Source organism: Pseudomonas sp. 1928-m (assembly GCF_029269135.1).
Classification (GTDB): domain Bacteria; phylum Pseudomonadota; class Gammaproteobacteria; order Pseudomonadales; family Pseudomonadaceae; genus Aquipseudomonas.
The window spans coordinates 1,436,287-1,448,942 of sequence record NZ_JARIXO010000001.1; the positions used below are offsets into that span (position 1 = coordinate 1,436,287).

Annotated in this window: 14 protein-coding genes; all 14 read left to right on the top strand. The window is 58.9% G+C overall.

The genetic code is table 11. The features are described 5' to 3' along the window. Positions 1-6 precede the first annotated feature (6 nt). The 14 genes from iscA (at position 7) to der (ending at position 12,620) form a co-directional block, all read left to right on the top strand. Positions 7-330: an iron-sulfur cluster assembly protein IscA gene (iscA, locus tag P3C18_RS06425; protein WP_090248639.1), complete on the top strand. Its 324-nt coding sequence runs from the start codon at positions 7-9 to the stop codon at positions 328-330. A 7-nt stretch (positions 331-337) separates the two neighbouring features. Beyond that, positions 338-859, top strand: coding sequence for a co-chaperone HscB (gene hscB / locus P3C18_RS06430; RefSeq protein ID WP_275961020.1), 522 nt, complete (start codon positions 338-340; stop codon positions 857-859). A gap of 48 nt (positions 860-907) precedes the next feature. After that, positions 908-2,773 carry a Fe-S protein assembly chaperone HscA gene (gene hscA / locus P3C18_RS06435; RefSeq protein ID WP_275961021.1) on the top strand — a complete coding sequence of 622 codons (1,866 nt, stop codon included), beginning with the start codon at positions 908-910 and terminating at the stop codon, positions 2,771-2,773. A 2-nt stretch (positions 2,774-2,775) separates the two neighbouring features. After that, positions 2,776-3,117 (top strand): ISC system 2Fe-2S type ferredoxin, encoded by a 342-nt coding sequence (gene fdx, locus P3C18_RS06440; RefSeq protein WP_160085290.1) that lies wholly within the window; start codon positions 2,776-2,778, stop codon positions 3,115-3,117. Between the two features lie 14 nt (positions 3,118-3,131). Next, the gene (iscX, locus tag P3C18_RS06445; RefSeq protein WP_275961022.1) at positions 3,132-3,332 is read left to right on the top strand and encodes a Fe-S cluster assembly protein IscX; all 201 of its coding nucleotides are present in this window, start codon (positions 3,132-3,134) and stop codon (positions 3,330-3,332) included. A gap of 94 nt (positions 3,333-3,426) precedes the next feature. After that, the gene (gene ndk / locus P3C18_RS06450; RefSeq protein WP_275961023.1) at positions 3,427-3,858 is read left to right on the top strand and encodes a nucleoside-diphosphate kinase; all 432 of its coding nucleotides are present in this window, start codon (positions 3,427-3,429) and stop codon (positions 3,856-3,858) included. A gap of 23 nt (positions 3,859-3,881) precedes the next feature. Next, positions 3,882-5,030 carry a 23S rRNA (adenine(2503)-C(2))-methyltransferase RlmN gene (gene rlmN, locus P3C18_RS06455; protein WP_275961024.1) on the top strand — a complete coding sequence of 383 codons (1,149 nt, stop codon included), beginning with the start codon at positions 3,882-3,884 and terminating at the stop codon, positions 5,028-5,030. 13 nt (positions 5,031-5,043) lie between these two features. Beyond that, positions 5,044-5,802 (top strand): type IV pilus biogenesis/stability protein PilW, encoded by a 759-nt coding sequence (gene pilW / locus P3C18_RS06460; protein WP_275961025.1) that lies wholly within the window; start codon positions 5,044-5,046, stop codon positions 5,800-5,802. Beyond that, on the top strand, positions 5,802-6,773 hold the full coding sequence (locus tag P3C18_RS06465; protein WP_275961026.1) for a RodZ family helix-turn-helix domain-containing protein: 972 nt from the start codon (positions 5,802-5,804) through the stop codon (positions 6,771-6,773). Before pilW ends, P3C18_RS06465 begins: the two co-directional genes overlap by 1 nt. 1 nt (position 6,774) lies before the next feature. After that, positions 6,775-7,884 (top strand): flavodoxin-dependent (E)-4-hydroxy-3-methylbut-2-enyl-diphosphate synthase, encoded by a 1,110-nt coding sequence (gene ispG, locus P3C18_RS06470; RefSeq protein WP_275961027.1) that lies wholly within the window; start codon positions 6,775-6,777, stop codon positions 7,882-7,884. A gap of 18 nt (positions 7,885-7,902) precedes the next feature. After that, positions 7,903-9,192, top strand: a complete 1,290-nt coding sequence (gene hisS / locus P3C18_RS06475; protein ID WP_275961028.1) for a histidine--tRNA ligase — start codon at positions 7,903-7,905, stop codon at positions 9,190-9,192. 100 nt (positions 9,193-9,292) lie between these two features. Continuing rightward, on the top strand, positions 9,293-9,874 hold the full coding sequence (locus P3C18_RS06480) for a tetratricopeptide repeat protein (RefSeq protein ID WP_275961597.1): 582 nt from the start codon (positions 9,293-9,295) through the stop codon (positions 9,872-9,874). Next, the gene (gene bamB / locus P3C18_RS06485; protein WP_160016427.1) at positions 9,867-11,018 is read left to right on the top strand and encodes an outer membrane protein assembly factor BamB; all 1,152 of its coding nucleotides are present in this window, start codon (positions 9,867-9,869) and stop codon (positions 11,016-11,018) included. Before P3C18_RS06480 ends, bamB begins: the two co-directional genes overlap by 8 nt. A gap of 129 nt (positions 11,019-11,147) precedes the next feature. Beyond that, a complete protein-coding gene (gene der / locus P3C18_RS06490) occupies positions 11,148-12,620 on the top strand; it encodes a ribosome biogenesis GTPase Der (protein WP_275961029.1) in 1,473 nt (490 codons plus the stop codon). The last annotated feature ends 36 nt before the right edge of the window (positions 12,621-12,656 follow it).

Below are 12,656 nucleotides of genomic sequence, written 5' to 3' on the forward strand. Positions count from 1 at the left end.
TTGTCGATGGCTATCAGCATGACCGAAGCTGCCGCTCAGCACGTGCGTCGCTCTCTTGAAGGGCGCGGCAAGGGCGAGGGTATTCGCCTGGGTGTGCGCACCACGGGCTGTTCCGGCTTGGCCTATGTGCTGGAGTTTGTCGATGAGGCCGCCAGCGAAGATCAGGTGTTCGAGAACCATGGCGTCAAGGTGATCATCGATCCCAAGAGCCTGGTCTACCTCGATGGCACCGAGCTCGACTTCGTCAAAGAAGGGTTGAACGAAGGCTTCAAGTTCAACAACCCGAACGTGCGCGGCGAGTGTGGCTGCGGCGAAAGCTTCAATATCTGAGGCGCGTGTGGGCAGTCCTTGTCACTTTGCTTTATTTGATCTGCAACCGGGTTTCCGCCTGGATCTTGACCAGCTAGCCGTGCGTTATCGCGAGCTGGCGCGCAATGTTCACCCGGATCGCTTTGCCGATGCGTCCGAGCGTGATCAGCGTTTGGCTCTCGAGCAGTCCGCCAGTCTCAACGAGGCTTACAGCACGCTCAAGAGTGCGCCGCAGCGCGCCCGCTATTTGCTGGCGCTGCGCGGCCCTGAGCTGCCGTTGGAAGTGACGGTGCAGGACCCGGATTTCCTGCTGCAGCAGATGCAGCTGCGCGAAGAGCTGGAAGATCTGCATGACAGTGCAGACCTGGCCGGTGTGGCGCAATTCAAGCGGCGTTTGAAAGTGGCTCAGGATGAGCTCAACGAAAGTTTTGCCGTTTGTTGGGATGATGCCTCGCGACGCGAAGAGGCCGAGCGCCTGATGCGTCGCATGCAGTTTCTCGACAAGCTCTCTCACGAGGTTCGCCAGCTGGAAGAGCGCCTCGACGATTAACGCCGGTGCGCCTGTGGGCGCGCCTGATAGCTTAAGCACTGATTAATCATGGCCTTACTGCAGATCGCTGAGCCCGGACAAAGCCCCCAGCCACACCAGCGCCGACTGGCGGTGGGGATTGATCTGGGTACCACCAATTCGCTGGTCGCCGCCGTGCGTAGCGGCCTTTCCGCGCCGCTGGCCGATGCGGCAGGGCAGGTTATTCTGCCGTCCGCGGTGCGCTATCACGCGGATCGGGTCGAGGTGGGTGAAGTCGCCAAGGCGGCCGCATCGGCTGATCCGCTAAATACCGTGCTGTCGGTCAAGCGCCTGATGGGGCGCGGTTTGGCCGACGTCAAACAGCTCGGCGAGCAGCTGCCGTACCGTTTTGTTGGCGGCGAATCGCATATGCCGTTTATCGAAACGGTGCAGGGGCCGAAAAGCCCGGTTGAAGTTTCCGCCGACATTCTCAAAGTGTTGCGTCAGCGCGCTGAGGCGACCCTCGGTGGTGAGCTGGTGGGTGCGGTGATCACTGTGCCGGCGTATTTCGATGATTCGCAGCGCCAGGCTACCAAGGACGCTGCGCGTCTGGCCGGCTTGAATGTGCTGCGCCTGCTCAATGAGCCGACCGCCGCTGCCGTGGCCTATGGCCTGGATCAGCACGCCGAGGGTGTGGTCGCCATTTATGACCTGGGCGGCGGCACCTTTGATATTTCCGTGCTGCGCCTGACCGGCGGCGTGTTTGAAGTGCTGGCTACGGGCGGCGACAGTGCGCTGGGCGGTGATGACTTCGATCACGCGATTGCTGGTTGGATTGTGCAGCAAGCTGGGATTTCCTCTGATCTCGATCCAACACAGCAGCGTCTGTTGTTGGAAGCGGCCTGCGCCGCTAAAGAGGCGCTGACCGATAGCGCCACGGCAAGCCTCAGCTATGCCGGCTGGGCGGGGCAATTGAGTCGCGAGCAGTTTGATGCGCTGATCGAACCCATGCTGGCGCGCAGCCTCAAGGCCTGTCGCCGTGCGGTGCGTGATGCCGGCATTGAGTTGGATGAGGTTGAAGCCGTGGTTATGGTTGGCGGCTCCACCCGTGTGCCGCGCGTGCGTCAGGCGGTCGCCGAGTTGTTCGCCCGTGAGCCGTTGACCGATATCGACCCTGATCAGGTGGTCGCCATCGGTGCGGCGATTCAGGCCGATGCCCTGGCGGGCAACAAGCGCGGCGATGGCGAAGAATTGCTGCTGCTGGATGTGATTCCCCTGTCGCTCGGTCTGGAAACCATGGGCGGGCTGATGGAGAAGGTGATTCCGCGCAATACCACCATCCCCGTGGCCCGCGCCCAGGACTTCACCACCTATAAAGATGGTCAAACGGCCATGATGGTGCATGTGCTGCAGGGTGAGCGCGAGCTGATCAGTGATTGCCGTTCGTTGGCGCGCTTTGAATTGCGTGGTATTCCGCCAATGGTCGCCGGTGCGGCGAAGATTCGCGTGACCTTCCAGGTCGATGCCGACGGTCTGCTTAGTGTCGCTGCACGTGAGCTGGCTTCGGGCGTCGAGGCGAGTATTCAGGTCAAGCCGTCCTATGGGCTGACCGATGGTGAAATCGCCCGCATGCTGCAGGACTCCTTCAAGAATGCCGGCGACGACAAGGTTGCCCGTGTGCTGCGCGAGCAACAGGTCGATGCCCAGCGTCTGCTGGAGGCCGTCGAAGCCGCATTGCTGGCCGATGGCGAGCGCTTGCTGGATGCCGATGAGCGTCTGGCAATTGATGCGCAGATAGAACAGTTGCGTGACTTGATGGCCGGCACTGATGGCCTGGCGATTGAGCAGCAAACCAAACGTTTGACCCAGGTGACTGACGCTTTTGCCGCGCGTCGCCTGGATGCCACGGTCAAGGCCGCACTGGCCGGCCGTAGTCTTGATGAGATTGAGGAATAAGCATGCCGCAGATCATTTTTCTGCCTCACGCGGTGCTGTGTCCGGAGGGTCTGGTGGTCGAGGTCGCGCCGGGTACCTCGGTGCTTGAAGTGGCGCACGAGCACCATATCGAGATCGAAAGTGCCTGTGGCGGTGTCTGCGCCTGCACCACCTGTCACTGCATTATTCGTGAGGGCTTCGACTCGCTGGCTGAGGCTGACGAGTTAGAAGAAGACATGCTCGACAAGGCTTGGGGGCTGGAAGCGCAATCGCGTTTGTCCTGCCAGGCTATTGTTGGTGATGAAGACCTGACCGTGGAAATTCCCAAGTACTCACTCAACCACGCCGCCGAAGCACCGCACTGATTCAAGGAGCTGTTATGAGTCTGAAGTGGGTTGATGTTCTGGAAATCGCCATTCAGCTGGCTGAGTCCAAGCCTGAGGTGGACCCTCGCTACGTGAATTTTGTTGATCTGCATAAGTGGATTCTGGCGTTGCCGGAGTTCAGTGACGATCCACAGCGCGGCGGCGAGAAGGTGCTTGAAGCCATTCAAGCGGCCTGGATCGAAGAGGCGGATTAATCGGCCTTTTGGCTTGGCCTACGCATTTAACCGGAACCCGCGTATAATTCGCGGGTTTAATTTTTCGCTTTAATCACTGTTTCTGGAGTTTCACATGGCTGTTCAACGCACTTTCTCCATCATCAAGCCTGATGCCGTTGCCAAGAATGTTATTGGCGAGATCACCAGCCGCTTCGAAAAAGCCGGCCTGCGCGTCGTTGCTTCGAAAATGGTTCAACTGTCCGAGCGTGAAGCTGCTGGCTTCTACGCTGAGCACAGCGAGCGCGGCTTCTTCAAGGACCTGGTTGCTTTCATGACCTCGGGTCCAGTTATCGTTCAGGTTCTGGAAGGCGAAAACGCTGTTCTGGCTAACCGTGATCTGATGGGCGCTACCAACCCTAAAGAAGCTGCTGCCGGCACCATTCGTGCTGATTTCGCCGTTTCCATCGACGAAAACGCGGTACACGGTTCCGACTCCGAAGCTTCTGCTGCTCGCGAAATCGCTTACTTCTTCGCTTCCACCGAAGTTTGCGCACGTATTCGCTAAGCGAATCGGGTGAGGGTGAAGCCATGACTGAAGCTACCGGTAAAATCAATCTGCTGGGTCTGACCCAGGCAGAGATGGAGCAATTCTTCGAAAGCATCGGGGAAAAGCGTTTCCGTGCCGGTCAGATGATGAAATGGATTCACCACTTTGGCGTCGATGATTTCGATGCCATGAGTAACGTCAGCAAGGCCTTGCGCGAAAAGCTCAAGGCCTGTGCTGAAATCCGCGGCCCGGAAGTGGTCAGCGAAGATATTTCCACTGATGGCACGCGCAAGTGGGTAGTGCGGGTGGCGTCAGGCAGTTGCGTAGAAACCGTGTATATCCCCCAGGGCACGCGTGGCACCTTGTGTGTGTCGTCGCAGGCCGGCTGTGCGCTGGATTGCAGTTTCTGCTCGACTGGTAAACAAGGTTTCAACAGCGATCTAAGCGCCGCCGAAGTGATCGGCCAGGTGTGGATCGCCAATAAGTCGTTCGGTAGCGTGCCGGCGAAGGTCGACCGTGCCATCACCAACGTGGTGATGATGGGTATGGGCGAGCCGTTGCTGAACTTCGACAACGTCGTCGCTGCCATGAAAATCATGATGGATGACCTCGGCTACGGTATCTCCAAACGTAAGGTGACGCTGTCCACCTCCGGCGTGGTGCCGATGATCGACAAGCTCGGCGAAGTGATTGACGTGTCCCTGGCGTTGTCGCTGCATGCGCCGAACGATGCACTGCGTAATCAGCTGGTGCCGATCAACAAGAAGTACCCGCTGGAAATGCTGCTGGCGGCGTGTAAGCGTTATGTCTCGCGCCTGGGCGAGAAACGCGTGCTTACAATCGAATACACCCTGCTCAAGGATGTAAACGATAAGACCGAGCACGCTGAGGAAATGATCGCACTTCTCAAAGATGTGCCTTGCAAGATCAACCTGATTCCGTTTAATCCCTTCCCCCACTCCGGGTACGAGCGGCCGAGCAACAATGCTATTCGCCGTTTTCAGGACCTGCTGCACAAAGCCGGGCACAATGTCACTGTACGCACCACGCGGGGCGAGGACATTGACGCGGCTTGTGGCCAGTTGGTCGGCCAGGTTATGGACCGTACCCGCCGTAGTGAACGCTATATTGCTGTGCGTGAATTGAGTAGCGAGGCCGAAACGCCAAGTTCCGCCGCCAATCGAACCTGAGGGGAGGATACCCATGACCTTGCGTCCCGCGTTATTGCTGTTGGCCGCCAGTCTGTTAGCCGGTTGCGTTACCACCGGTAATGTCGATCCGATGAAAACCGATAAGGGGCGCGACGAAGCGCGCGATGCTTATATACAGTTGGGTATTGGCTATCTGCAGCAGGGAGATACTGAGCGCGCAAAAGTACCTCTCAAGCAGGCGCTTGATCTTGATTCTTCCAATCCTGATGTGCATGCGATTCTTGGTGTTGTTTTTCAAGCTGAGATGGAGCCCGAGCTAGCGGATATGCACTACCGCAAGGCTCTTTCATTACGCAAAGGGGATGCGCGCCTCTTGAATAACTATGGCGGCTTCTTGTTTGAGCAGAAACGCTATTCAGAGGCCTTAGAGTTTTATCAACAGGCTTCGCAGGACACCTTGTATCAGGAGCGCTCACGGGTTTTCGAGAATCTCGGGTTGACTTCGCTGCAACTTAAGCAGCGCGAGCAGGCCAAGGTCTATTTTGAGCGCTCGCTGCGCTTAAATAGCCGACAACCGCGTGCGCTGATGGAAATGGCACAACTTTCTTACGAGGACAAACAGTATGTCCCTGCACGTAGTTACTACGAAAGTTATATAGCCCTTGCCAATCATGACGCCCGCAGCCTGCTGCTAGGCGTGCGCTTGGCGAAGATTTTCGAGGAGCGCGACAATGCCGCGAGCCTCGGTTTGCAGTTGAAGCGACTTTATCCGGGCACGCCGGAATATCAGCAATACCTGTCGGAGCAATGATGAAAGCGGCGCATCCAGAAGTGCTAGCAGTTCCCCGCATCAATCCGGGTGAGACTTTGCGCAAGGCTCGTGAGAGCCGCGGTTGGACCATTGCCGAGGTTGCTGCGCAGTTGAATTTGACCCCGCAGCGCTTGAGCCAGGTCGAGCAAGGTGCCTTCGACAAGCTGCCTGGGCATACCTTTGCTCGCGGTTATGTGCGGGCTTACGCCAAGCTGCTGGAAGTCGACCAGAACCGCCTGGTGCTGGAGTTTGATCAGTTCACCGGTAGCGACGCCGCCGGTAGCAGTGTGCACAGCCTGGGGCGCATCGAGGAGCCAGTTAGCTACTCGCAGCGCATCTTGCGCATGGTCAGTTTTGTGCTGTTGCTGGCGCTGGCTGGTTTGAGCTTTTTCTGGTGGCAGGAGCAGGCCGAACGCCGCGCCGAAGACCTGGCGTCAACCAGCCTTGAACATGTTGAAGTAGACGGCGCCGACGGCACCACGCAGATTCATCCGCTGGATGAGCCGGAAGACCAGGCGGTGGAAGCTGCCCAGCTGGAAGCAGAAGCCGCGTTGCCGTTGTTGTCCGAGGCTGCCGAGGTGGCCCCGCAACCTGAACAGCCGCAAGTTCTCAGCGAAACGCCCAGTGCTCCGGCCGCAGTTGCTACGCCGGCCAATGCCGCGCCTGCTGTTGCCGAGGCTACGCCCACGGCGCCAGTTGCCACGGCGCCAGTGCAAGCTGGCGCAGGCGAGGCAGTGGTCAGCCTGACCTTTATTGCCGATTGCTGGACGCAACTCACCGATGCCAATGGCAAGGTGTTGTTCAGCGCCCTCAAGCGCAAAGGCGATAGCCTGCAGTTGGCCGGTAAGGCTCCGCTGGAGCTGCGTCTGGGTTATGCCCGTGGTGTGCAGGTCAGCCTGAATGGCAATCCGGTCGATGTGGCGCCGTTTATCTCCGGTGAGACCGCGCGTCTGAAGTTGGGTGGGCAGTAACATGCATTGCGAGTCACCGATCAAGCGCCGTATTTCACGCAAAATCTGGGTGGGTTCCGTACCGGTAGGTGGCGATGCGCCTATCGCTGTGCAGAGCATGACCAACAGCGACACCAATGATGTAGCCGCCACCGTGGCGCAGATTCGTCGCCTGGAAGATGCCGGTGCCGATATCGTGCGGGTTTCGGTGCCGGATATGGATGCAGCCGAGGCCTTCGGCAAGATCAAGCAGCAGGTCAAAGTTCCGCTGGTGGCCGATATCCACTTCGACTACCAGATCGCCCTGCGTGTGGCTGAGCTGGGCGTCGACTGCCTGCGTATCAACCCAGGCAATATCGGCCGTGAAGACCGCGTGCGCGCGGTGGTCGAGGCGGCGCGCGACAAAGGCATTCCGATTCGTATCGGGGTAAACGCCGGTTCGTTGGAAAAAGATCTGCAGAAGAAATACGGCGAGCCTACGCCGGCTGCGCTGGTCGAGTCCGCACTGCGTCATGTCGAGCATCTGGATCGCCTGAATTTCCCCGACTTCAAGGTCAGTGTAAAAGCCTCCGACGTCTTTATGGCCGTCGAAGCCTATCGCCTGCTGGCTAAGCAGATTGAGCAGCCATTGCACTTGGGCATCACCGAAGCCGGTGGCCTGCGCTCGGGTACGGTCAAGTCGGCGGTCGGCTTGGGTATGCTGCTGGCCGAAGGCATTGGCGATACCATCCGTATCTCTCTGGCCGCCGATCCGGTGGAAGAGATCAAGGTCGGCTACGACATCCTCAAGTCGCTGCGTCTGCGTTCCCGTGGCATCAACTTTATTGCCTGCCCAAGCTGTTCGCGGCAGAACTTCGATGTGGTGAAAACCATGAACGAGCTGGAGCAGCGTGTCGAAGACCTGCTAGTGCCGCTGGATGTTGCGGTGATCGGTTGTGTGGTCAACGGCCCCGGCGAAGCCAAAGAGGCCCATATCGGCCTGACTGGCGGCTCGCCGAACCTGATCTATATCGATGGCAAGCCGGCGCTCAAGCTGGGCAATGACAACCTGGTCGATGAGTTGGAAAAACTGATCCGCCAGAAAGCGGCCGACAAGGTCGCAGCTGACGCCGCTCTGATTCTGCGCAGCTAACACCGTTAAGGAATTGAATTGAGCAAGTCCCTGCAAGCCATCCGTGGCATGAACGATATTTTGCCCGAGCAGACTCCGCTTTGGCGTTACTTTGAAGGTACCGTCGCCAGTCTGCTGGATGGCTACGGCTATCGGCAGATCCGCATGCCGATCGTTGAGTTCACCGAGCTGTTCAAGCGCTCGATTGGTGAAGTCACCGATATCGTTGAAAAAGAGATGTACACCTTCGACGACCGTAACGGCGACTCCCTGACCCTGCGTCCGGAAGGTACCGCCGCGTGCGTGCGTGCCGTGCTTGAGCACGGTCTGGCGGGTGGTGGGCAGACCCAGAAGCTCTGGTACATCGGCCCGATGTTCCGTCACGAGCGTCCGCAGAAAGGCCGTTATCGCCAGTTTCATCAGATTGGTGTGGAAGTCTTCAATATCGACGGCCCGGACATTGATGCCGAGTTGATCGTGCTCACATGGCGCCTGTGGGGCCTGCTGGGTATCCGTGATGCGGTGAAACTTGAACTCAATAGCCTCGGCACCAGCGCTGCGCGCGCGGTGTATCGCGATGCGCTGGTCGAGTTTCTGACTGCGCACGCTGATCAGCTGGATGAAGACAGCCGCCGCCGTATGGGCAGCAACCCGCTGCGTGTATTGGACAGCAAAGTGCCGGAAACTCAAGCCCTGCTGGTTAATGCACCGAAGCTGGCGGATTACCTAGACGAAGAGTCTCGCGTGCATTTCGAGGGGCTCAAGGCCCGCCTTGACGCCGCCGGTGTGCCTTACGTAATCAATCCCAAGCTGGTGCGTGGCCTGGATTACTACAGCAAGACGGTGTTCGAATGGGTAACCGATCAGCTTGGCTCCCAGGGCACGGTCTGCGCCGGTGGCCGTTACGATGGCCTAGTCGAGCAGATGGGCGGCAAGCCGACCCCGGGCGTAGGTTTTGCCATGGGCATCGAACGTTTGGTGCTGTTGCTCGAAACTCTAGGTAAAGTACCGGCTGAAATCGCCCGCACGGTCGATGTTTATCTGTGCGCTTTCGGTGAGCCTGCCGAACTGGCGGCGCTGACCTTGAGCGAGCGGCTGCGTGATCAGCTGCCGAACCTGCGTCTGCAGGTTAATGCCGGGGCTGGTAGCTTCAAGAGTCAGTTCAAGAAGGCCGACAAGAGTGGCGCGCTGTACGCCTTGATCTTGGGTGAAGACGAATTGGCCCAGCAAGTGGTAGGTTGCAAGCCGCTGCGCGGTCAGGGTGAGCAACAAAGTATTGCGTGGTCGGCATTGGCCGATCATCTGGCGACCTGCGCCGATCAGGCCTGAGCGTCTGTTGAGTGATTTAGCGAATAGGAGTGTTGGGGTGGTTTCGCGTACTGATGATGAAGAACTGGCGGTAATCAAGGACTGGTGGCAGCGCAATGGCATGCCATTGCTGACCGGTGTTGCGCTGGCGTTGGTGGTGGTGTTTGGCTGGCAGGGCTGGCAGAAGTACCAGGCTAATCAGTCCCAGGGTGCTTCGTTGGTGTATCAGCAGTTGCTTGAAGCTGCGCTGGACCCAAGCGGCAAGCCTGATGCGAGCAAAGTCGCCGAGCTGGCCAACACGCTGAAGAATGATTTCTCCGGTACCCATTACGCCCAATACGGCAGCCTGTTTGTAGCCAAAGTTGCGGTCGAAGCAGGCAAGCTGGATGACGCTGCCAGCGAGCTGCAGGCGGTTGTCGACAAGCCGGCTGATGACAGCCTGGCTGAGTTGGCTCGTCAGCGCCTGGCGCGCGTGCTGGCTGCGCAGGACAAGGCTGAAGATGCCCTGAAACTGTTGGATGCCAAGGTTGCGCCGGCGTTTGCCGCCAGCCGTGAAGAACTCAAAGGTGATCTGCTGGTGCAGCTCGGCCGTGCCGACGATGCGCACGCCGCCTACGAAAAAGCCAAGGCCGCGCTCTCTGAAGATGCCGCAGTCGGTGGTTTGCAAATGAAGCTGGATGATCTGGCAAAAGGGGATGCGTGACGTGATGCGCTGGAAGAATGCCGCACTGCTGGCCCTGGCCGTTCTGGCCGTAGGTTGCAGCAGTAATAGCAAGAAGGAACTGCCTCCGGCTGATCTGCCCAAGTTTGAGGAAGAGGTTAGCCTGCAGAAAGAATGGAGTCGTTCGATTGGCGACGGCCAGGGCGAGTCCTTCAACATGCTGGTACCGGCGATTGATGGTGAGCAGATTTATGCCGCCGACGTCGAAGGCCTGGTCGTGGCCATGGACCGCATGACCGGTAAGGTCATCTGGAAAGCTGATCTGGAGCTGCCGGTTTCCGGCGCAGTCGGCGCAGGCTATGGCCTGGTGGTGGTCGGCACGCTGAAAGGCGAGATCATTGCCCTCGACACCGCTAGCGGTGAAGAGAAGTGGCGCGCCCGTGTGACCAGTGAAGTGCTGGCTCCGCCTGCGCTGAACGGCGACGTGGTGCTGGTACAGACCCAGGATGACCGTCTGATCGCTCTGGACATGAACACTGGCGAGCAGCGCTGGATCTTTGAAAACACTCCGGCGGTACTGACCCTGCGCGGCACTGGCAGCCCAGTACTGACCAACCGTCTGGCGATTGCCGGTCTGTCCACCGGCAAGGTGATTGCGCTGGATGCTCAGCGCGGTATTCCAGTCTGGGAACAGCGTGTGGCTGTTCCGCAGGGCCGTTCCGAGCTGGATCGCGTGGTCGATATCGACGGCGGTCTGCTGCTTTCGGCGGGCACTCTCTATGCCGTTAGCTACCAGGGTCGCGTTGCCGCGCTGGATCTGGAAAGCGGTCGTATCCTCTGGCAGCGCGAAGCGTCCAGTTCGGTCGGTGTTGCCCAGGGTTACGGCAGTGTTTACGTAAGCCTGGCCAGCGGCACCGTTGAAGGTATCGACGAGCGTTCGGCTTCCGCCTTGTGGAGCAACGATGCCCTGGCTCGTCGCCAGTTGTCGGCTCCGGAAGTGTTCTCCAGCTATATCGCGTTCGGTGACCTGGAAGGTTACCTGCACCTGGTCAGCCAGGTGGACGGTCGTTTTGTCGGCCGTACGCGTATCGACAGCGACGGCCTGCGTGCCCGTCCGCTGGTTGTAGGTGATTGGCTGTATGCCTACGGCAACGGCGGCAATCTGGTGGCGCTAACCATCAAGTGATCGCTCGCTGACGCTTTGGCTATGCTGCACAGCACTTAGGGCTGCGCAGCACTGGCCAGTGCAATGAATTCCGGCCGCTGCCTCTGCAGCGGCTTTTGTATTTTCTGAAATAACGAAGTGGAGAGCCTAATGGTTCCCGTAATTGCCCTGGTGGGCCGCCCTAACGTCGGCAAGTCCACCCTGTTTAACCGCTTGACCAAGTCCCGTGACGCGATTGTCGGCGACCTGTCTGGTCTGACCCGTGATCGCCAGTACGGCGAGGCCAAGTGGCAGGGGCGAACCTATATCGTCATCGACACCGGTGGTATTTCCGGTGACGAGGAAGGCATCGACGCGAAGATGGCCGAGCAGTCGCTGCAGGCTATCGAAGAAGCTGATGCCGTACTGTTTCTGGTAGATGCGCGTGCTGGTTTGTCTGCTTCCGATCAGATGATCGGTGAGCATCTGCGGCGCCGAAACAAGCGCAGCTTTCTGGTGATCAATAAAGTCGACAATATCGATGCCGACCTGGCCCGCGCCGAGTTCTCCAGCATGGGTATGGGCGAGTCCCTGGCGATTGCCGGTGCCCATGGCCGTGGCATCACCCAGATGCTCGAAGCCGTGCTGGGCTCCTTCCCCAAGGATGCCAGCGAGCCGGAAGAGGGCGAGGAAGAGGAAATCGTTCTCGAAGGTCAGGAAGCCAAGCGCATTCCTGGCCCGAGCGAGAAGGACGGCATCAAGCTGGCGATCATCGGCCGGCCTAACGTCGGCAAGTCGACCCTGGTCAACCGCATGCTCGGTGAAGACCGGGTGATCGTCTATGACCAGCCTGGCACTACCCGCGACAGTATCTATATCCCGTTCGAGCGCGATGACGAGAAGTACACCCTGATCGACACCGCCGGCGTGCGTCGCCGCGGAAAGATCTTCGAGGCGGTGGAAAAGTTCTCGGTGGTGAAAACCCTGCAGGCGATCCAGGATTCAAACGTCGTGGTGTTCGTTATGGATGCCCGCGAAGGGGTGGTCGATCACGACCTCAACCTGCTTGGCTTTGTGCTGGAAAGCGGCCGCGCCCTGGTCATCGCCCTGAACAAATGGGACGGCATGGAGCCCAGCGAGCGCGACTATGTGAAGGTAGAGCTGCAACGCCGACTGTTCTTCGTCGACTTTGCCGATATCCACTTTATCTCGGCACTGCACGGCACTGGTGTGGGCAATCTGTACAAGTCGGTGCAGGCCTCGTTCAAGTCGGCGATCACCCGCTGGCCGACCAACCGTCTGACCACGATTCTTGAAGACGCCGTCAGCGATCATGCGCCGCCCATGGTCAACAATCGCCGCATCAAGTTGCGCTACGCCCACCTGGGTGGTGCTAACCCGCCGCTGATCGTGATTCACGGCAACCAGGTCGAGGCGGTGCCCAAGTCCTATATCCGCTACCTGGAAAATACCTACCGCCGCGTGCTTAAGTTGGTCGGTACGCCGATTCGTATCGAGTTCAAGGGCGGCGATAACCCCTATGAGGGCAACAAGAACACCCTCACGGATCGTCAGGTGAACAAGAAGCGTCGTCTGATGAGCCACCACAAGAAGGCCGAGAAGAAGCGCAAAGACAAGCGCTAAGCTTGGATTGAAACGCTCTTTAAAGGCACCTTCGGG

Excerpts from the sequence above, each read along its gene's own strand:
- iscA (WP_090248639.1), top strand. The coding sequence starts at position 7 with ATGGCTATCAGCATGACCGAAGCTGCCGCTCAGCACGTGCGTCGCTCT.
- hscA (WP_275961021.1), top strand. The coding sequence starts at position 908 with ATGGCCTTACTGCAGATCGCTGAGCCCGGACAAAGCCCCCAGCCACAC.
- fdx (WP_160085290.1), top strand. The coding sequence starts at position 2,776 with ATGCCGCAGATCATTTTTCTGCCTCACGCGGTGCTGTGTCCGGAGGGT.
- iscX (WP_275961022.1), top strand. The coding sequence starts at position 3,132 with ATGAGTCTGAAGTGGGTTGATGTTCTGGAAATCGCCATTCAGCTGGCT.
- ndk (WP_275961023.1), top strand. The coding sequence starts at position 3,427 with ATGGCTGTTCAACGCACTTTCTCCATCATCAAGCCTGATGCCGTTGCC.
- rlmN (WP_275961024.1), top strand. The coding sequence starts at position 3,882 with ATGACTGAAGCTACCGGTAAAATCAATCTGCTGGGTCTGACCCAGGCA.
- pilW (WP_275961025.1), top strand. The coding sequence starts at position 5,044 with ATGACCTTGCGTCCCGCGTTATTGCTGTTGGCCGCCAGTCTGTTAGCC.
- P3C18_RS06465 (WP_275961026.1), top strand. The coding sequence starts at position 5,802 with ATGAAAGCGGCGCATCCAGAAGTGCTAGCAGTTCCCCGCATCAATCCG.
- ispG (WP_275961027.1), top strand. The coding sequence starts at position 6,775 with ATGCATTGCGAGTCACCGATCAAGCGCCGTATTTCACGCAAAATCTGG.
- P3C18_RS06480 (WP_275961597.1), top strand. The coding sequence starts at position 9,293 with ATGCCATTGCTGACCGGTGTTGCGCTGGCGTTGGTGGTGGTGTTTGGC.
- bamB (WP_160016427.1), top strand. The coding sequence starts at position 9,867 with ATGCGTGACGTGATGCGCTGGAAGAATGCCGCACTGCTGGCCCTGGCC.
- der (WP_275961029.1), top strand. The coding sequence starts at position 11,148 with ATGGTTCCCGTAATTGCCCTGGTGGGCCGCCCTAACGTCGGCAAGTCC.